At 56.8% G+C, this 18,637-nt stretch carries 16 protein-coding genes and 2 tRNA genes; 4 read left to right on the top strand and 14 right to left on the bottom strand.

Annotation, left to right across the window (positions count from 1 at the left end; translation table 11 throughout):
- Positions 1 to 271 precede the first annotated feature (271 nt).
- The 5 genes from DYY88_RS00720 to DYY88_RS00700 form a co-directional block, all read right to left on the bottom strand.
- On the bottom strand, positions 272 to 1,195 hold the full coding sequence (locus DYY88_RS00720) for a vitamin K epoxide reductase family protein (protein ID WP_039724742.1): 924 nt from the start codon (positions 1,193 to 1,195) through the stop codon (positions 272 to 274).
- A 250-nt stretch (positions 1,196 to 1,445) separates the two neighbouring features.
- Positions 1,446 to 1,766, bottom strand: coding sequence for an STAS domain-containing protein (locus DYY88_RS00715; RefSeq protein ID WP_039724743.1), 321 nt, complete (start codon positions 1,764 to 1,766; stop codon positions 1,446 to 1,448).
- Between the two features lie 120 nt (positions 1,767 to 1,886).
- Positions 1,887 to 3,626, bottom strand: a complete 1,740-nt coding sequence (locus tag DYY88_RS00710) for a DUF3352 domain-containing protein (protein WP_039724744.1) — start codon at positions 3,624 to 3,626, stop codon at positions 1,887 to 1,889.
- A gap of 180 nt (positions 3,627 to 3,806) precedes the next feature.
- Entirely contained in the window at positions 3,807 to 4,421 is a 615-nt protein-coding gene (lexA, locus tag DYY88_RS00705; RefSeq protein WP_039724745.1) for a transcriptional repressor LexA, read from the bottom strand.
- A 103-nt stretch (positions 4,422 to 4,524) separates the two neighbouring features.
- The gene (locus DYY88_RS00700; RefSeq protein ID WP_044150260.1) at positions 4,525 to 6,297 is read right to left on the bottom strand and encodes an ABC transporter ATP-binding protein; all 1,773 of its coding nucleotides are present in this window, start codon (positions 6,295 to 6,297) and stop codon (positions 4,525 to 4,527) included.
- A gap of 345 nt (positions 6,298 to 6,642) precedes the next feature.
- On the opposite strand from DYY88_RS00700, the gene DYY88_RS23885 reads away from it, so the two are divergent.
- A complete protein-coding gene (locus tag DYY88_RS23885; protein ID WP_160299476.1) occupies positions 6,643 to 6,801 on the top strand; it encodes a hypothetical protein in 159 nt (52 codons plus the stop codon).
- 1 nt (position 6,802) lies between these two features.
- Here DYY88_RS23885 and rsmI read toward each other — a convergent pair whose 3' ends face one another.
- A complete protein-coding gene (rsmI, locus tag DYY88_RS00695; RefSeq protein WP_044150258.1) occupies positions 6,803 to 7,732 on the bottom strand; it encodes a 16S rRNA (cytidine(1402)-2'-O)-methyltransferase in 930 nt (309 codons plus the stop codon).
- Between the two features lie 61 nt (positions 7,733 to 7,793).
- On the opposite strand from rsmI, the gene DYY88_RS00690 reads away from it, so the two are divergent.
- The gene (locus DYY88_RS00690; protein ID WP_039724747.1) at positions 7,794 to 8,678 is read left to right on the top strand and encodes a PfkB family carbohydrate kinase; all 885 of its coding nucleotides are present in this window, start codon (positions 7,794 to 7,796) and stop codon (positions 8,676 to 8,678) included.
- A 193-nt stretch (positions 8,679 to 8,871) separates the two neighbouring features.
- Here DYY88_RS00690 and DYY88_RS00685 read toward each other — a convergent pair whose 3' ends face one another.
- From DYY88_RS00685 to DYY88_RS00675, 3 genes are all read right to left on the bottom strand, one after another.
- Positions 8,872 to 10,623, bottom strand: a complete 1,752-nt coding sequence (locus DYY88_RS00685; RefSeq protein WP_160299477.1) for a glycoside hydrolase family 10-like protein — start codon at positions 10,621 to 10,623, stop codon at positions 8,872 to 8,874.
- 362 nt (positions 10,624 to 10,985) lie between these two features.
- Positions 10,986 to 11,345 (bottom strand): translation initiation factor, encoded by a 360-nt coding sequence (locus tag DYY88_RS00680; RefSeq protein ID WP_039724748.1) that lies wholly within the window; start codon positions 11,343 to 11,345, stop codon positions 10,986 to 10,988.
- Between the two features lie 125 nt (positions 11,346 to 11,470).
- Entirely contained in the window at positions 11,471 to 12,169 is a 699-nt protein-coding gene (locus tag DYY88_RS00675; RefSeq protein WP_236146264.1) for a diacylglycerol/polyprenol kinase family protein, read from the bottom strand.
- A 184-nt stretch (positions 12,170 to 12,353) separates the two neighbouring features.
- Here DYY88_RS00675 and DYY88_RS00670 point away from each other — a divergent pair, with 184 nt between their 5' ends.
- Complete coding sequence (locus DYY88_RS00670) at positions 12,354 to 12,980, top strand: ParA family protein (RefSeq protein WP_039724749.1); 627 nt, start codon at positions 12,354 to 12,356, stop codon at positions 12,978 to 12,980.
- Between the two features lie 77 nt (positions 12,981 to 13,057).
- Here the strand turns inward: DYY88_RS00670 and DYY88_RS00665 are convergent, their stop codons facing one another.
- On the bottom strand, positions 13,058 to 13,381 hold the full coding sequence (locus DYY88_RS00665; RefSeq protein WP_052288149.1) for a DUF190 domain-containing protein: 324 nt from the start codon (positions 13,379 to 13,381) through the stop codon (positions 13,058 to 13,060).
- Between the two features lie 292 nt (positions 13,382 to 13,673).
- Here DYY88_RS00665 and DYY88_RS00660 point away from each other — a divergent pair, with 292 nt between their 5' ends.
- The gene (locus DYY88_RS00660) at positions 13,674 to 15,590 is read left to right on the top strand and encodes a mechanosensitive ion channel family protein (protein WP_242517556.1); all 1,917 of its coding nucleotides are present in this window, start codon (positions 13,674 to 13,676) and stop codon (positions 15,588 to 15,590) included.
- 136 nt (positions 15,591 to 15,726) lie between these two features.
- Here the strand turns inward: DYY88_RS00660 and DYY88_RS00655 are convergent, their stop codons facing one another.
- From DYY88_RS00655 to DYY88_RS00640, 4 genes are all read right to left on the bottom strand, one after another.
- Entirely contained in the window at positions 15,727 to 16,080 is a 354-nt protein-coding gene (locus DYY88_RS00655; protein WP_039724751.1) for a hypothetical protein, read from the bottom strand.
- A 220-nt stretch (positions 16,081 to 16,300) separates the two neighbouring features.
- Positions 16,301 to 18,232: a CHASE2 domain-containing protein gene (locus DYY88_RS00650; protein ID WP_130199285.1), complete on the bottom strand. Its 1,932-nt coding sequence runs from the start codon at positions 18,230 to 18,232 to the stop codon at positions 16,301 to 16,303.
- A 208-nt stretch (positions 18,233 to 18,440) separates the two neighbouring features.
- Positions 18,441 to 18,512 (bottom strand) — tRNA-Thr (locus DYY88_RS00645).
- 9 nt (positions 18,513 to 18,521) lie between these two features.
- Positions 18,522 to 18,603: transfer RNA gene (locus tag DYY88_RS00640), tRNA-Tyr, on the bottom strand.
- Positions 18,604 to 18,637 lie beyond the last annotated feature (34 nt).

Raw genomic sequence — 18,637 nt, 5'->3', positions numbered from 1 at the left:
AGTTCTATGGTCGAGATACGCCAATATCGACTGTCGACAAGCCTAATAAGCGGCTCTGAAAACACAGACCAATTTTGACACACGAGTTACTCAGCCTGAATCTGCCCAGCCGTATCTTCAATCTTTAGCCTGCAAATCGCAGGGGGAGTCATCCACCTTCAAGGCTAAAGTCATCATAGAGGCATAGAACTAAGCTGCCAAAGTAGGCTTACCGCGATAAATCGCAACTTGCGTAGTCTACTTCAACAGTGATCTCTTACTCGATGCCGACTTAATTTTGGAAATCTCTGGGACCGGAATAGTTCGAGGCGTCAGCCAAGGTTTCTAGGGTTTGCGCACCCACTAGGAACTCGCCATTGACTTCCCATGACGGGAATCCTGTTAAGCCTTCTACTGAGCGACAGACACTGACTTGAGCATTTCGACCGCCTTCAGCGCATTCGACGTAAGGAATTTCTTTAGCTGCTTCTGCACCAAACAGCTGCTTTTGGTCATGGCAGTGAGGACACCAGTAAGCGCCATACATCTTGGCATCGGTTGCCGATAGATGCTGAGCGAGTTGAATTTCCGAGGGGCCAGAAACAGTTGTGACGGCTGGGCCAACCTCCCCAGGAAGGTCGGCTTGGGCTGATTGCGGATTATTAATCGGAGCATAAACGGCCAGCGTGCCTACGAGGGTGACCACAACCACAATGACACCCATAAAGGCGAGTTGGCCGACGTCATCCCGACGACGCCCCAAGATGGTAAGCGCAAACATTGATGCTGCAAAGATCGCTGAGGTAATGCAGTAGAGGCAGGCAGCCTGAATCTCAAAGGCCAGTAAGTACATCAAATAGCCGCTGAAAACCAGCATCGCTGTTGCGCCAATGAACAGCAGCGGCCAGGTCAAAGATTCGAGTTGGGTGCGGAGCTCTTTTTGCCGGTCAGGATTAATGACTAATGGAGCCAGGGCCATGCCTGCCATGCTGAGATAGCCCAAAAAACCAAACAGCGTCAAGGGCAGCCCAAAGACTTCTGCGTAGGGACTAGAAAGGACACGATCGCACCCCCCAGTAGGACAAGCTGCATCACCGCCCATCACCTTGACAACTGTGAGATAAGCAGTGCCGCAGGCCCCCATCAAAGCGATCGCGCCAATAATCCAACGGGCCCAGCGATGAATCCACAAAGTTTCCTGTCGGCGACGTGGCATGTCAGTGTCTATCCTCTGGCGATTCAGTCAGCAAATTTCCTATTTATTCTGCCTCATGACATGACTATCTTGCAGATTTCATAGACGAATGTAATCGGGAGTTCACTGGTCAGCCATTTCCCCAGCGAACCTGTGCCCAGAATCGCTATGTTCGGTTTAAGAACGATCCTGGGCGGCAATATTGTTTAACCCGCCGCCGTCTGCAAGCGATTTTGAGACGCCATGGCGTTACAGAACTCGATTTTTAGAGTTACGACGCAACCTTTGCTTTAAAGGCTTCACGATCAGGCAGCACTTCGAAGACGCGGTCCATGCTGGTCAGTTCAAACAGCATTTTGACCTGTTCATTGATGGAACAGACGTACAGCAATTTGTTGCAAGCTCTAACCTTTTTGAGAACGACGACTAAAATGCCCAAACCAGAGCTGTCGACAAAAGTAATATCTTTGAGGTCGATCAAGAGCACATCCACACCCTCTTCCAGCGCGATATCAACTTCCTTGCGGAAAATTTCGGCTTGAGTGCCATCCAGGATGCCAGTGGGCTCAAGAATACGAATATTAGCTTCCATACGTTCCTCGTAAATCTGCAGGGGGCTGCACCGTCAATCAATCAGGTTAAGTGGCTAACTAAGTGCCTACTGATGTAAGGTTGCCCTAGTTCTCTCAAAATACACAGCTTGTTGCCCAGGTTAGGACATTTTTGCTGGGTTTTCGCGGAGTTGAATGGCGACTGTGCCCATCTGTAAAGCGGATGCGGTAGGCCGATCACTAATGAGGATTGGCCCGATGTGCTGGCTAAAGGGTTGAGTCGCTGCTTCGACCGCTAAAAGCCAAGGGAATCGCTGCTGCAAGGATGGCAATAGTGCTGGCCAGTCGATATAGATAAGTTCTGAGCCTAGCGTTGGCAGCTCTTCTGTCAACTGCATCAAGGTTGTTTGGTCCGCCAGAGAGCCTTGATTAACCTGCTGCAATACTTGCTGCAATCCCTCTAAAGACGTCGATAAGACTTCATGGTTCTGCACTGTAGTGTGGGCGGCAATGACTTGGGTCGTCAACTGTAGCGGTGCGTTATTACGGGTACGGTTGAGCGTAAACCGCGTCCACGTGGTGAGGGGTTGTTCGTTGTAAGTCAGTCGATTGACGGTCAACCCTTGGCCTGCGGCAAAGTCGTCAAGCGCTGCTAAGTCAGTAGTTGCGGCTGCAGTGATTAAGGCCCAGTCGGGGCGATCGCCAGGCAGCAGCGCGAGGGCATAGTCCCCAGCCAGGGCGGCTGATAATCCTGCTGGGACGGACTCTGGGGTCAACGACCAGGACTGCAACAGCGCCGCGATCGCTTGCTGTGCAATGGGATAACCGCCAATATTGTCACTGAGCGACTGTAACTGCTGAGATAGCTGAGCCCCAGCGGTGACAAACAGCGCACTCTCAGGCACTAGGGAAATTGCTGCTGGCAGGCGGGCAGATGTTGCTTGTGGTGGTGTGATCGCCTCTGGGACAGATGACAATGGATGGGTCGCAATGGCGGTATTGCCCAACAATCCCTCTGCTAAAGCTTGGAATGAAATGAACGCCAAATGGGCCTGCTGGCCTGTGGGACTGATGGGTGGAGCGGTGAGTAACTTTTCATCGCCAAACCAGGCTAATAGCTGCGGAATATTGGCGACCAACCAGCCGACTCGATTTTCTGGCAGGGTGGTGATGGCGGTGTGATAAGGAGCGGCCTTGACCCAACTCACATCCGGTGCCTGATAGGTGGCGATCGCCTGTCGCAAAACCTGGGCATCATTCGCCAACAGGACATAGCGATCGCCGATCATAGTGGTGGCCAACGTCTCTAAAGCTAAGTTGGCAGAGAAACCGGATATCGGTGCTCGCCCAGTGGTCGCCAATGCTTGGTCTGAGATCAGCGAAATACCGGATACCGTCTCAAAGCGTAGATTGCGCTGTACTGCGCGTTGCTGCCAGAGGCGATGCAGAGCCTCACGGGCGGCTTCGGCGTCGCGACAACTTAAGACGACTAAATAGCCAGGTTGCAGACCATTGCTGGCATCGTAGTCGAGGTCAGCCGCTGTAATGGCTAGGGTCGCCTCTTCATCTAACCAGGGGCGGACGTCTGCCTCATAGTCCCAGCCCACTAAATCTTCGAGCGATTGCTGGAGTGACTGCCATTCTTGCCGCACCTGAAAACGCTGATTGGCCGGGGTCAAGAGCTGACGCAATTGCCACAGGCGATCAGGACGGGCCAGCAAAGAAACCATCAAGGGCGACTGGCGCGGCACAAACTGAGCGGCTTGGGGCTGCGCCTGACCCCCTCGGGTAATTAATCCGCGCGGATTTTGCGATGTCAAGCCCCAAAAGCCAGCAATGCCAACTAATAGCAAAATCCCAGCCAAAATGGCGATCGCTGAGTAGACGGTGCGCGATTTCATAGAGTCCCTTTTACCGTGCGCTTGCTGGCGTCTTAACTAACGAGTGCGTGCTACTCGTCGTGAATAGTGTATTACTCCAGCGACCGTTTCTCGGCAAGTCTTTACAAGGGTATGGAGACAGCTGATGCAACCGCCGGTGATCGCCCACCTTGAGTTGTAGCCAACCGCCAATACTGTCAGCTAGATATCATCGCCGGGAAATTCGCGCCATACGCCGATGAGTCGCCCTTGAAGCTGAACTTGCTCGGCGGGAAAGGTCTGGACTGGATAGTTGGGGTTAGCGGGTACTAACTCAACTTTTTCTCCTTGTAGGCGGAAATATTTTAGAGTCGTGCCATCGGGAACCCGAGCCGCCACGATGGTATCGGTACGCACTCGCTTCGGATCTTTGATTGGCCGTAAAATCACCACATCACCATCGCAAATCATGGCGTCGATCATGCTGTCGCCATTGACATACAGTGCATAATCGCCGGGCTTAGTTTCAAAATGCCCCGGATTAAAGCGCGGCGTTTCGGCTTCGGGTTGGGCTTCGTTGACATAACCCGCAGCGATACTCCCGTAAATAGGAATACCCTGAACGTCTTGTAAAATCCGAATGGTGCGGGCTCGACCCTCTTCCCAGTCGATGTAGCCCTTTTTGCGTAGATGATCGAGGCGACTTTGAATCGGGGCAGGTGATTTTAACTGCATTGCCCGCATCATTTGCCGAATCGAAGGCGAGTGCTGGTTTTCGCGAATGTAAATGACCAGCCAGTCGTAAAGTTCTTGTTGCGCTTCGGTTAAAGGTTCCATTGCCGCCGTCCTCGGCTCAGCCGCTGTTGTATCAAGAACAACTGTACCAGCGAACTTTGGAAAAGTCCACCTTTTGATAAAAAATGTGGACTTGAGGCAATAACTAACCTGCTTTCAGGCCCATTTGCACTCGCCAGAGCCCCGCATATAGGTCATCTCGCTCGATCAGTTCTTCATGGGTGCCCCATTCCACGAGTTGGCCTTGGGCCATGACATAGATGCGGTCAGCGTTGCGAATGGTGGACAGGCGATGGGCGATCGCAATCGTGGTGCGATCTTGAGTAATGTGTTCCAGCGATCGCTGAATCGCCGCTTCCGTTTCGTTGTCCACGGCGGAGGTCGCTTCGTCGAGCACGAGGATCGGCGGATTTTTGAGAATGGCGCGGGCGATCGCTAACCGCTGCCGCTGCCCACCGGAGAGCTTTTGCCCCCGTTCACCCACAATCGTGTCATAGCCTTGGGGCAGTTGTTGAATGAACTCGTCCGCTTCCGCCGTACGGGCTGCCTGGATGATGGCTTCGCGACTTGCGTCGAAGGTGCCATAGGCGATATTTTCCGCCACGGTGCCGTGAAACAGAAATACATCCTGACTGACGAGGCCGATGGCCTGGCGCAAGTCTTGGGTGGCGAGGTCGCGAATATCCAAGCCATCTAGCGTAATCCGTCCGGCGTTGACTTCGTAAAGGCGCAGCAGCAATTTCACGAGGGTACTTTTGCCCGAGCCCGTCGCGCCGACAATGGCGACGGTATGTCCGGCGGGAATTTTGAGCGTCAAATTTTGCAGTACCGGGCGGCGATCGCCATAGCCAAAGGTGACGTCTTCGAACCGCACGGCTCCTTTGACATTGCTCACCGGCAAGCGCTGGTGCCCTGGATGCAGGGTGATCGGCAAATCCAACAGGTCCATGACGCGATTGGTCGAGGCCATCGCCCGCTGGTATTGGTCGAGGGTGTCGCCGAGCCGAGTCAGCGGCCACAGCAATCGCTGGGTCAAAAAGACCAGGACGCTGTAGGTGCCGACGGCTAGCTCACCTTCCACCGCCATGAGGCCACCAAACACGAGGGTGGCCGTAAAGCCCAGCAAAATCAGCACGCGAATCAAGGGAATGTAAGCGGCGCTAAAAGCGATCGCCCGCTGATTGCTGACCCGATAAGCTTCGCTGTCTTCGCGGATGCGCTCAATTTCGTAACCCTCAGCGGTGAAGCTTTTGATGGTGAGAATGCCGGATAAATTATTCGACAGGCGGCTGTTAAGGGCGCTGACCCGCTCGCGGACGGTGGCATAGCGGGGGGCCAGTAACTTTTGAAAGGCGATCGCCCCCCAGACGATAAACGGCATCGGGATAATCGCCATCCACGCCACTGACGGGGCCAGGAATAGAAATGCACCACCTACCAGAATGATCGTCGTGATGACCTGGAGAACTTCGTTGGCCCCAACATCCAGGAAGCGTTCGAGCTGGTTGATGTCGTCGTTCAGCACTGCCATCAGACCGCCCGTGCTGTGGTCTTCAAAATAGGCCAGATCCATGTCTTGCAAATGGCTGTAGGCTTCAATCCGCAAATCGCGCTGCATGGTCTGGGCCAAGTTGCGCCACAGCACCGAGTAGGCATATTGAAAGGCGGATTCCAGCCCCCAGGTGACGATGGTGAGGGCAGTGAGCACCAAAAACTGGCCGCGAACGCTGGCAATCCCCCAACTGGCAATCCACGAATCTTGCTGCTGCACGACGACATCAACCGCTAAGCCGATGAGCACCGGAGGCGCCAGGTCAAAAAATTTGTTAAAGACTGAGCACAGGCTCGCGAGCCAGACTTGGCGACGATAGCGACGACCATAGCGCAGCAAGCGTTGAAAGGGATGGGAGGACGTCATGACAGACAGACTCAGGTAGAAAACAGCGGCAAGGGCGGCATCAGGGGCGTGAACTAAAACCGGGGGCGATCGCGACACACGGTCCCCGAAGGACTCATCGATGCGGTAGGACGGCAGATGAGAATCTTAACAAAATATTGCAGGGCGCTGAATTGAGCCGTCTGGCCCTGGCGAGGGCTGGAAGCAGCGGCAATCGCAACGCATCACCGCCAAGACTGAGATCACACCGTAAAGGTGATGGCGACTCAGACTCGCCGTGACGATAGCGAGGATTGATACCGACGATGAACACGCATTTTGATGAGCGATCGCCCCTGGGCCCGCTGTTTTAATCAATATCCTGTTATGCAAATGCCCCCAATGATGAAGTTTAATCGTCGCGAAGAGATCCGTGTCCCTGCCTCCCAGAGTCATACAGTCCGCCAACTCAAACGGTTTGAGGCGGTTGAGCAAAAGCGTAAGACGGTGGATGAGCACACGGACAGTTGGCAGCAAAATCCTTGAATTATCCCGCTCCGTCGCCCAGATGCGATTCCCCCGCCTGATCGTCACCTGACTGGTTGACGGCATCCTCTACCAGCGGTGGATCAGGCAGCGCGATCGCCAGTTGGTAGATTTCACGTTTGCTGTAACTGGTGGTCTGGGCGAGCTGACGGCTGGCCTGCGATCGCGAGAGCCCCTGCGCCAACAACTCTGTCAGCTGGGCCGTCAATTCCTCAATCGTGAAGGGCGGCGTCTCGGACGGTGGCTTGCCCGCAATAACCAGCGTGAATTCGCCTTTGGGTGCGGTGGTGGTGAAATGGGCGATCGCCTCAGCCAGGGTGCCGCGCCACACCTCTTCGAATTGTTTGGTGAGTTCGCGAGTGACGGCCAGACGGCGCGTGTCTTCAAAGGGGCCTTGCAGATCTTTGAGGGTGGTCAGCAGGCGATGGGGGGCTTCGTACAGCACCAGGGTACGGGGTTCCTGCGCCAGTTGGGCAATGTGGTCGCGGCGATCGCGCCCCTTGGTCGGCAAAAAGCCCTCAAAGGCAAAAGGTTGGGGCGGCAGTCCCGAAATGCACAGCGCGGTAATTGCCGCCGTCGCACCGGGAATCGCCACCACGGGGATCGCGGCCTCAGCGCAGGCTTCCACTAATTCAAAGCCGGGATCGGAAATGCCCGGCATCCCCGCATCGCTGACGAGGGCAATATCCTGACCGTGCTGCAAGTGCGCCAGCAACTCCGGCAATCGCTTGCGCCAGTTGTGGGCGTGGTAGCTAGTTTGGGGCGTCCCGATCTGAAAGTGATGCAGCAGTTTGCCCGTATGGCGCGTATCTTCAGCGGCGATCAGCGTGACGTGCTTCAGGGTGTCGATCGCCCGAAACGTCATATCCGCCAGGTTGCCAATCGGAGTGCCGACGATATAGAGCGTGCCATTGCCATTGAGATCCGTCACCGCTGTGTCGTCCTGCTTGCTGTGCTTCAGAATAAACCCAGTCGTTCCGGAGTGACCAACAATGGCTAAGATTGGCGTCTTTGTCGGGCTGATCACCCTCGACTGCATTTACCAAACGCGCTCGGCCTTGCAGCCTAACGAGAAGCAAGTGGCGGAGGCGGTGCTGCTGGCAGCGGGTGGCCCGGCCACGAATGCGGCGATCGCCTTTAGCGCCCTGGGGGGACAGGCGAAGTTGGTTGGCGGGTTGGGGCAGCATCCCCTCGCCACGGTCATCCGCGATGATCTGGCCCAGCACGGGGTGGAACTGGTGGACTTGATGCCCACGGTCACTGCACCGCCACCGTTTTCGTCCATTTTGGTGAATGTCGCGACGGGCGATCGCGCCGTCATTTCTCGCAATGCGGTCGATCGCCCTCAACCTCAGACCGGGCCTGCTGAGGCAATCTTGGCCGATGCTGACTGTCTGCTGATTGATGGGCATCAGATGAAAATTAGCGAGCAGTTCGCCCAAGGGGCTCAGCAGCAGCAAATTCCCGTAGTGGTGGATGGGGGCAGCTGGAAGGCGGGCTTCGAGCAGGTTTTGCCTTTCGCCACGGCGGTGATTGCATCGGCCAACTTTGCCCCACCGGGATATGGGACGGAAGCGGCGGCGATCGCCTATTTGCGATCGCTCCACATTCCCCACGTAGCGGTGACTCGCGGCGAACGACCGATTCTCTACGCGACCGAAGCAACGTCAGGGAAATTGGCAGTACCGACCATTCAGCCTGTCGATACGCTAGGCGCGGGCGATATTTTTCACGGGGCGTTCTGCGCTCAGTATGCGGAATGCGCCGACTTTCTCCCGGCATTGTCGGAAGCAGCGGCAGTGGCCGCGATCGCTTGCCAGTCGTTCGGTACTCGACAGTGGATCACTCACCTGGACGAGCGGTCTCCGCCGCCTTGAATGAAAGCATCAGCCTGTCAATTGACTCCCCAGACTGAAAGGCTTCTGTCAGGGTTGGGCACTGCCAAACCCCAACCACTGGGGATGCTATTTTCGAGCAACACCCTAAGTCTTCATGGATGAATCTTGGGGCCTCCGTTGAGCCAGATGCCTCGACGCTACCCGACGAGGGCGATCCGTTGCTAGAGAATGCCTAAGGGCGCGCTGCGGTTTGGGAAAACGAGGTCTGAAACTGCTGCTCTCGCTCGGCCAGGGGCTCGTTGCTCCACGACCACAAGCTTTGATAAAAGAAGTAGGAAACCCCGGCATAGCCGCGATCGCGAACGGCCTCCAACTGCTCCGTCAGCAAGTCCATATCGGTGGGGCGATTTTTGAGACCGCTGAGCAGGCCAATGCTGGTCGCTGTGGATTTGCGGGCCTCAGCGGTGGCGGGTTTGTTCAGTTCCCAGACAAAGCGCTCCAGGTCATTGCGGTAGATTTGCACAATGATTTCGTCGAGCATGCCGTTGGCCTCCCAGGTGGGCCAATCCTGCAAATACTTCATGTAGGAAAAAGGATAGGGATTGGGCGACACCGACAAGATCCCGCCGGGTTGACGGAGATCGATCACCTGCCGCACTTCAGCCATGAACTGGCTGATTTTGTCAGCCCGCCAGCGCATCCACTCCGCATCGTTTTCGTCATCGGGGGGGGCGCTGCCGCCGTGCTCTTGGCGATAAAGCCCGACGGTGTAAGGGTCGTAGCCCATATCGACGGGCAAGCCAAGGTGGTCATCAACTTGCACCCCCTCGACATCGTAATTGGCTAAGATTTCGTCAATCATCCCCAACAAGAGCCCGCGCGTTTGGGGATGGAAGGGATTCATCCAGGTGAAGACTTCGTTGCCCATGGGGATGTCTTTGGTGCCGTCACGCCGCTGAGTAAACCACTCGGGGCGGGTCTCGTGCAGCGGATAGTCACCGGGGGCCATGAAGCCAAATTCAAACCAGGGAATCACCGCCATGTCTGCGGCGTGGGCCAGCTCGATCAGCTCTTGCAGCATGTCGCGATCGCCCTGGGCCGCTTCAAACGGGGGATTTTCGCCCGGCCAGAGACGGCGCGATCGCCCCAAATAGCGCTCCGCCACCGCACTGGGGTATTGGGTGTAGCCCATGTTCCACACGACGGGATACAGGGTGTTGATGTTCATCGCCTTGAGCCGCTGAATCCCTGCCGCGAGCTCGTCGCGGGAAAACAGGACTTCGCTGTCGATATTGGTCAGCCATACGCCGCGCAATTCCTCTGTGGGTTCGGCTTGGGCGGCGAGGGTGGCGGGCACGGCGTGACGGGCCGGAGCGATGGTGACGCGCAACTGCAAATCGGGACTGGCGGCACAGACTAACGCCGCGACCTCACCCCGGGTAATGGGGGCAAAACTATTGGCCCGTCGGGGATTTTCGGAACTGACGAGCGCATTCGCGGCGAGCACCGCAGCAGTTCCCTCTACGGCGTAGGGCGGCACGCGATCGCCATCTTCCAAACTCTCTCTGAGCAATTCATTAGCTCGAGCAACGTAGGGTAGCTGGGCTTTGGCGGCGATCGCGGTCACTGCTTCCCCCCGGGTAATCGCCCGCCCCGGATCGGCATATTCCGCCGGAAAGGTGTACAGCATATTCACCGGAGACGCCAGCCCCAAAGCCGTCTCCAGGGTCGAAGCCCCACCATAGGCCGCCTCGGTGGGAAAACTCCGGTTCAGCATAGTGGTCACCACCTCCCAAGTGGCGGGGGCGTTGGGATAAAACCGCGCCAGATCTAACGAGGGGCCGTCAGGTGGGGCAGGCTGCAAATCATTGAGCACGATCGCTCCCCGCCGGGCCAACTCGTTAATGCAGCCAGCGGCCCAGTAGCCGTCGATGTCGCCTGGTAAGGGATTTGTCTGCGCCAAAATCTGGGGGCTAGAGGCCATATGAGGGCTCGATGGCATCGGTCTCGACCCCGATCCGCCCTCATCCCCCAACCCCTTCTCCCAAAACTGGGAGAAGGGGAGCGAGTAGCTTGAAGTCCCTCTCCCAACCTTGGGAGAGGGATTTAGGGTGAGGGCCAACGGATTCTTGTGCCGAGCCACATTGGTCGAACTCAAGGCTGCCCCATCAAGCGCTTCACTTCGCCCACTCGAGTTGGGCTGAGCCAAGAGCGGGATAAACGCGCCAATGGTGGTGACCAAAATCAGGCCGAGCAAGAGACCCGTAAAAAATCGCTGAGACTGGGGACTGAGTTTCATCACGGAGAAGTTACCGAAGAAAGGAAAAATGGGAGCCGCCGCCAGGGTCAGCCGCCGCTGCGTTTGGCGGTGTAGCCTGCCGTTTGCAGCGCCGCTAAGACGGTATCGGCCTGGTCGCCCTGAATTTCGATGACATTATCTTTAGCGGTGCCGCCAGTGCCGCATTGGGCCTTCAGTTTTTTCGCCAGCGTCTTCAGCGTGTCGGGGCGGTGTTGAAAGCCGCTGATCACGGTGACGGTTTTGCCGCCGCGCCCTTTGCGACTCACTTCGACCTTGAGTTTTTGCTGGTTGGGGGGCAAATCGGGCACGGCCCGTTCGGTAGCGGCGGTGCGAGCGGTGGCGAACTCAGAGTAAACGGTGCGATCGCCCCCTTTGCCCCCTGCCTGTGATGATTTGCGTTTACCCATAGCCGGTCATCCTGAACGTGCATCGTGATCCTATGGCCTGATTCGGTCAGACGGCAACGATCACTGGCTTTTAACCATAGATCAAATTGGACGGCTGCCCGTCGCCGTTCGTTCCGCTGCGTTTGTCAGCCCCACCATTGCCACAGCCCATAGGCCAGAAATGCGCTTCCCAGCGGTACGGTGAGATTGTCTAAACCCCAGCGCGCAAAAGATTCCAAAAAGGTGGCAGTGAGGGCGGTGAGGAGGGCGATCGCTGCAATCGTGGGGGTCAGCCCGTGAACGATGGACAACACCCCCAGACTCACCCCAAAGCTCACCAACAGCATGGTGCTGGTGCCCTCCCAGCTTTTGGTCATGTCCCACACGGTGTAGCGATGTCGCCCCAGCGACTGGCCGATAATGGCCGCCATGCCGTCGCCCCAGGTCATGGTCAAAATGCCCAGCATGGTGAACTCGGGGGAGCCCTCCCAAAACGTCGCGGTCAGCAAGCCAATGCTCACCGCATAGAAGAACGTGCCCAGACTGGTGCGTCCCACACTGTTAATGCCCGGCAGAATTGGCAGCCAGTAAGAGAGCAATGCCACGAGACTGAAGAGTAAGGAGGCGGCTATGCCCATCCAAGCTGGGGTGTGCAGCCACCAGGCCAACAAAATGACGTTGCCCGCCCCGATGTGGACGATTTTGCGGGTGATTTCCACCGAGACGGATTTGGTTAAGTAGAGACTTTCGGAGATGACGCCGACGACGCCCAACCAAGCGCCCACCAACACCACCTGGGCCATCAGGCCAGACCAATGGGTCGAATCTAGCAGCGTCTCTAACAAAAAAAATCCTCAATGCTGTGCCAATACTCTACCGTCTTTGCATAGGCTAAAGACGATGGCCTAGGGTGGGCATGCCATTCAACGGGCGGGCGGCTCATCCTTAGCGCTCCTTCACAGGGTGAGATGTCGCAATGGAGCAGTCAGGGGGGCGAGCGATCGCAACTAAACGGCAGACGATAGACCCATGATCGTGACGGTGACGAGCTTTAAGGGCGGAGTCGGTAAAACGACCACCGCGATTCACCTGGCGACCTTTTTGCAGGGCCAGGCCGAAACGTTGTTGATTGACGCCGACCCGAATCGCTCTTCCTTAGGCTGGGCGAGCCGAGGGGAGTTGCCTTTTCCGGTATTGGATGAGTGGCACCCTGACGTGGTGAGTGCGGCCTACCAACACATCGTGATCGACACCCAAGCCCGCCCAACGCAAGAGGATCTGGCGACGCTGACGGCAGCCTGTGATGTGCTCGTATTGCCGACGACGACGGACGTGATGGCTCTGGAAGCCCTGGTGCTGACGGTGAATACGCTCAAAACCATTCCCACCGCCCGCTACCGCATCTTGCTCACCTCGATGCCGCCGAAACCGACGAAAGCGGAAGCGGAAGTGCGATCGCTCTTGGCCGAAGCCCAACTTCCCGTTTTTCAACAGGGCATTCGACGTTATAGCGTGTATCAAAAAGCGGCCAAGGCCGGGGTGCCGGTTTATGCGGCCAAAGATGCCAAAGCTGAGAACGCCTGGCAAGATTATGAAGCCGTTGGTCAAGAGCTGCTCAAGGATGGGGAATACCCGGCCCCGCCAGGTGGGGCGTGAGGGGATCTGCAGCTCAGCGGTGCATTACGCTGCGCTCATGCACCCTACGGGTGGGACATTCTGGTTGAGCGATCGCTTTATGACTGGGGAGCCCAGAAGATTTCGATATCGCGCAGAACCACGACGCAGGTGCCCAAGGTGTCGCGCTGACTGGCCAGAAATTCGTTAATGCGCTCAGGTTCGTCGATAATTCGGACCTCGATAGGCAAGTCCGAATCCAGGGCCATATGGTTCGCCGTGGGAATCGCCATCTGTGGCCCAAAGCCTTCCATCGATTTGACGGCGATCGCGCTGTAGAGCCCCTGCTCCAAAGCGGTCGCAATCATGGCCGTGTGCAGCGCCCGAGTGCCTAGCCGACTCCCTTCGCTGGTATAAATGCTCAGTTGTTTCCACACTTTCATGACTCTGACTCCTGCTGCCGGTTCTCGTCTCTGTTTTACTGCACTCGCCTGACTCTGCACCACTAATTGCAGCAAATCGAGGGGTCTAGTAAAGTCCCGTAATAATTAGCCTGCCGTTTATGAACAGTGGACAGCTCACCCAGCTCACAACGCCTGTGGGGCGCGACTTAGCGATCGCCCCCTGGTTGTCACCAGATGCTCACCGCTTGCTGGAGGATCTGCCTGCTTGTTGCCCCATTCAGACAAGGCCCAACTCAATTGGGTAGAATGACCCCGGTTTTTGCGACTGCCTGTGGCGTCCGCTAATACCGATGGTTTGCAACACTGCACGATGGCAATGATGAGCCAACTTCAAAAAAATCCGATGTTGAGCCAACCCCTGAAACGGGTTCTGAGACTGGTGGCGATCGCGGCCATCACCTGCGGCCTCATTTTGCTGACCGCAGCGGCGAGCTCGGCTCAGTTCTCCCTGCCCGACAATTTGGGCAGCGCCGATGGTTTCAATCCGCCCCCCAGTGTGACGCGACTGGGCAGCATTGAGGTGGCCTCGGTCTACTCTCCGGTTACCGGAGATGTTTTGTTTGAAGTCGCTGCCCCCACGGTTTACGATCGCAGCGCTCCCGCCAATATTCCGGCTAATGCGGCTGAGCGCCGGGCCGAGGAAGTCAATGCCCGCATTCAGCGTGCCGTTTTGCGTCGTCGCGATCCGCCCATGGATTTGGAGTCTCTGACGGTAGGCCTGGCTAAACTCAACGATGTCGATGTCATCGTCACGCGGGATGACAACTACACCCAACCCCTCGTCTTAGTCACCGTGACCGAAACCGATGCCGACTATCATGGCGTCCCGATTCAGGAACTCGGAGAAGAGTGGAGCGACATTCTCTCAGCAGAACTGCGCAATGGCATTCAACAACTGTCGCCGGGGCAATTTCGCCAAGACGCTTTGAAAGCCGCCGCCGTTTTATTTGGACTGATTGTGCTCACAGGCATCTTTGTAGCGCTGAAAATGTGGGTCCGACGCTACCAGCGGCAACTGCATAATCGCAAAAAGGCCCTGAGCAAACCGCCATCCGTGGACGTTCAGGCAGATCCACAGCAAAGGCCGATAGAGCCACCGTCACCCGCTGAACAAGCCGGGCAAAATCGGGCTCATTTTTTAGAAAATTTAGATGAGGTTTGGAACCTCGATCGCCGCCTCAATTTCTTTGGCTTACTGCAATGGCTGCTCTTTTGGTTGGTGGTGTTGATTTGGTACCTCGGCATTTACCAGCTGTTTCGGCAATTCCCCTATCTAGAGCGATTCAGTGCTGGCATTGTTGGTAAGCCCATTCAACTGCTCGGGGTTTGGTTCGTCACCGGGTTAGTCATTCGCGTCATGCGTCGGCTCATCGATCGCTTCACCACTGAGCGCGAAGGGTTTGACTTTGGCGACTTGCTGACCTTTGGCGACTTGCAGCGGCGGCAGTTGCGCATTTCGACGATCGCAGGCGCGGCCAAGGGGCTGATTACCATCATTTTTGTGAGTATTGGCCTCTTGTTAGCACTCAGCATATTAGGAGTGCCCACCGGGTCAGTCGTTGCCATTGGCGGCATTTTTGGTCTAGCGATTTCCTTCGGTTCCCAAAGCCTGGTCAAAGATTTGGTCAATGGATTTTTAATCTTGGCGGAAGATCAGTTTGCGATCGGCGATGTGGTTGATCTGGGCAGTGATTTAGACGATGCTTCCGGTTTGGTCGAGAATTTGAACTTGCGAGTGACCCAGTTGCGCAGTAGCGACGGTGAGCTAGTGACCATTCCCAATAGCGCCATCAGCCAGGTCAAAAACCTGACGCGCAGTTGGTCACGAGTTAATTTCAGTATTGATGTGGCCTATCAGACTGATCCGGCCAAGGCGCTACGAGTCCTCAAGGAGCTGTCGCAAGCCTTTTACAACGAGCCGCAATGGCAAGACAAGATGCTGGCCCCCCCGGATGTGCTCGGCATTGATGATGTGTCGCATCGAGGCATGACGATCACGATCTGGATTCAAACAGTGCCGTCGCAACAGTGGGCCGTGGGTCGTGAATATCGACTGCGAGTGCGGCAAGCCTTGTCAGAACAGGGCATCGATATTGGGACTCCACGCCAAACTTATACGCTAGACCCTGGCCCAACGAATCATGGGCAACATGCCCCAGGAGACTCAAAAGTGATCGTCTCTAGCTAAGGCGATCGCCTCGACAGGGGAGCGAGAAGGCAGGAACGCAAAACACGATACCTCAAGTCTTCAGCTCCCCTGCTCCTCAGCCCCCCTGCCCCTGGTCACGACGGTTACCCACGGCAGCAGCCCGAGCTCAACGGCCTCAGCTATTCAAAAACTGATTGAGGTCTTCGATTACGCGGGGCAACTCGGCTTCGGTGGTGAGGCGCAGGCGATCGTCTCGCACGGTGATCAACAGCTTGGCCGCAAACGGACTGGGCCAGATGTTCGGATTGCAAAATACTTCTAAAAACACATCGCCCGTGTGCTGATATTCCATCGTGGGTACGACTGCTCGCTTACCTGAGGTCGGCGATTGGGTGGCGATCGCCTTGAGTTGGCCCACCAGTTCCGTCAGGGCCGCCTTGAGGTCTTGAGCAGCGGTGTGAGAAAAATTGAATCGCACCGAACCTTGCAGCAGGTTGAGCGTGATTTGCGTGACGGTGGTCGAAGTCATGGTCATCTCAATAAGCAGCTAGTGGCTATTGTGTGGGCAAATCGAGCGAAACTTGCGCGTCTTAAGGTTGCGTAAAGGTTAGCCCGCTGTCGGCATCGGTCATCTGGCTGCCGTTCTTCACGAGATTTAACGAGATCTCTGGAAATGAATTTTCCCCTCGTAGGGTGCATGAGCGCAGCGTCATGCACCGCCGCCGGACATGTTCATTTCTGGAGAACCCCTAAGACCGCGATCGCGGCCACCAGCGAGGACGAGGCCGCTGAGTAGGCCAGCGCAGTTCGCAGTGGGTGCCAGTGGGCGTAAACTCGCGCTCGTAGGTGCCGCCGAGCCGTTGGGCCAGGGCTTGGGCCTGTTGGGTACCGCGTCCGCCCGTGGTTGGCGTGGGGGCGGTGTCGGGCAGGGGTTGCCCTTTACCATTGTCGGCGACGCGAATGATGTTATCGGTCTCGGTGGCGTAACAGGCGATGGTCAGGCGCTTGGCCTCGATCGCGTGTTTGCCCACATTACACAGCATTTCTTCGAGCAAGCGGCAGAGTGCTCGGCGATCGTCGGCGGATAAGCTCGCTTCTTGCATCGGCTCAAATTTCACCACTTGAAACTTGAGGGTGGCAAAGCCAGGAAAGTCGCGTTTCAGCGTGGCGATGTAGACCTCGTAGAGCACTTCATGCAATTCGTCGCGGAGGTCGATGACTTTACCACCGCCCAGGGGCAACTGCTCTTCGGCGGGCAGCGACTCCTGCTGGAGTCGGTTGTAAACGGTGCGGAGTTCTTGGTTTAAGTCAGCGAGTTGGGCCTGCACCGTAGGCGAGAGTTCCTCTTTTTGCTTGAGCAGCAGCGCGAGGGATTGCAGTGGGCCGTTGTGGATGGCGTCGTAGGTTTCTTCGATCACCCGCTGGCGGGCCGCGATCCGCGATCGCAGGGTTTGGTCGTAGAGATAAAATCCCGGCAGCACCAAACCATTCAACGTAAAAGCAATCAGGGTGGGCATGACGGGCAGCCACCAGCCCCCCAGCCACAACACCACGTAGCTGCTGACAAACAGTCCCAGGCCAATCAGGCCAACACCTAGCAAGTACCAGGCGGGACGCGCAATCAACCCCACTAGCAACATGCCGATCGCGCCCCAGGCAATGATCCACAGATATTCCCACGGGTTGGGCCAGACGTTAATTTGGGGGCGATCGTCCAGCACGGTACTGAGAATTTGGCTGGTGATGTGGGCATGCATTTCGACGCCGTAGACCAAGCCCGGATTGAGCGTGTTGACCGCCGCCGAATTGACCAAGTCTTTTTGACCGAGGGAGGTGACGCCGATCAGCACGACGCGATCGCTAATCAGATCAGGGGGCACTTCTCCCGCCAGCACGGCCGAGAGAGAGACCATCGTGAAGGGGGTCGGGCCGCTGCGCACGTTGATCAACATCTGCACCCCCGAGGCGTCAGCGCCCGCATAGCCCCCATCGTTGGGCCGAAACCGCCAGAATTCAGCGGTCCCAAATCGCATATTGTCACGGTGACGGCGACCGTTTTCTAAATACAGGTTGTCTTGAGCCAGATAGGCCTCGGCCAACACAAAGGGAAAGGAAAAGCGAAAGCGCTCAGGTCCTTCCGGGTGAGCCGGTGGCGGAAATACCCCCAGAAAAGCGCGACGCACAAAGCCGTCGTCATCCAGCGCAAAGTCGTTGAAGCCGACGCGAGCTTCTGGCAAAGCGGGCGGGGGCGCGATCGCCGATGACAACACCTTTTCGATGCCAAAGAGCTCGGGGGACTCTGCCATCAGCTGATTCAACTGGTCAGAACCGGGCTGGATAGGCAAGTCGCGAAACAGATCGAGCCCGATCACCTGCGGATCGTGACGCTGGAGTTCGGTAATTAAGGCCGCCAGCACCCCGTCAGGAATGGGATAAGTGCCCACCTGCTGAATGTCTGCTTCCGTGATGCCCACGATCAGCAGGCGATCGTCGGTGGGCTCGGCGGGTCGCCATCGCAAAAAGCTATCCAGCGCGGCCCACTCTAACTCTTGAAAAACGCCCAGCAGCCGCAGCACCACCATCAAGACAATGACCGTCAGTCCTGGCACCACACGCCGCTGCCAGCTAGCTTGAGACAGCCGCTGCCACAGGGTTACTGGAGGAGGTGAGGAATGGGTCACTGAGGGCGATCGCGGGGGCAGGCCAACACAGGAGCACAGGTCTCCCTGTGACTAGGGTAGTCGGGGAATTGCCGAATGCTGTGCATTAAGCCAGGAATTCCGTGGGGGCACTCCTGTCTGCCAGAGGCTTTCTACCCTTAACGGCTAATCAGCGTTTGCGATCGCTGACAAACAAAGCGTTATTCGACAAAAACACTGGTATTTCAAAAGCCCATGACGAGAATTGAACTCGTGACCTCACCCTTACCAAGGGTGTGCTCTACCGCTGAGCTACATGGGCGGGCGTGGATGGGCCGAGCTGGATTCGAACCAGCGTAGGCATAGCCAGCGGATTTACAGTCCGCCCCCATTAACCACTCGGGCATCGACCCGCCATCCACGGTTGTTAATCCTAACACAACAATG

It is taken from the genome of Leptolyngbya iicbica LK, from assembly GCF_004212215.1.
Classification (GTDB): domain Bacteria; phylum Cyanobacteriota; class Cyanobacteriia; order Phormidesmidales; family Phormidesmidaceae; genus Halomicronema; species Halomicronema iicbica.
This window is presented reverse-complemented; position numbering and strand designations above follow the sequence as displayed.

What these genes read in the sequence shown, in the direction of transcription:
- DYY88_RS00710 (WP_039724744.1), bottom strand. Translation starts at nt 3,626, where the DNA reads ATGAAATCGCGCACCGTCTACTCAGCGATCGCCATTTTGGCTGGGATT.
- DYY88_RS00655 (WP_039724751.1), bottom strand. Translation starts at nt 16,080, where the DNA reads ATGACTTCGACCACCGTCACGCAAATCACGCTCAACCTGCTGCAAGGT.
- DYY88_RS00715 (WP_039724743.1), bottom strand. Translation starts at nt 1,766, where the DNA reads ATGGAAGCTAATATTCGTATTCTTGAGCCCACTGGCATCCTGGATGGC.
- DYY88_RS23885 (WP_160299476.1), top strand. Translation starts at nt 6,643, where the DNA reads ATGCAAATGCCCCCAATGATGAAGTTTAATCGTCGCGAAGAGATCCGT.
- DYY88_RS00680 (WP_039724748.1), bottom strand. Translation starts at nt 11,345, where the DNA reads ATGGGTAAACGCAAATCATCACAGGCAGGGGGCAAAGGGGGCGATCGC.
- DYY88_RS00700 (WP_044150260.1), bottom strand. Translation starts at nt 6,297, where the DNA reads ATGACGTCCTCCCATCCCTTTCAACGCTTGCTGCGCTATGGTCGTCGC.
- DYY88_RS00690 (WP_039724747.1), top strand. Translation starts at nt 7,794, where the DNA reads ATGGCTAAGATTGGCGTCTTTGTCGGGCTGATCACCCTCGACTGCATT.
- DYY88_RS00720 (WP_039724742.1), bottom strand. Translation starts at nt 1,195, where the DNA reads ATGCCACGTCGCCGACAGGAAACTTTGTGGATTCATCGCTGGGCCCGT.
- DYY88_RS00665 (WP_052288149.1), bottom strand. Translation starts at nt 13,381, where the DNA reads ATGAAAGTGTGGAAACAACTGAGCATTTATACCAGCGAAGGGAGTCGG.
- DYY88_RS00685 (WP_160299477.1), bottom strand. Translation starts at nt 10,623, where the DNA reads ATGGCCTCTAGCCCCCAGATTTTGGCGCAGACAAATCCCTTACCAGGC.
- lexA (WP_039724745.1), bottom strand. Translation starts at nt 4,421, where the DNA reads ATGGAACCTTTAACCGAAGCGCAACAAGAACTTTACGACTGGCTGGTC.
- DYY88_RS00670 (WP_039724749.1), top strand. Translation starts at nt 12,354, where the DNA reads ATGATCGTGACGGTGACGAGCTTTAAGGGCGGAGTCGGTAAAACGACC.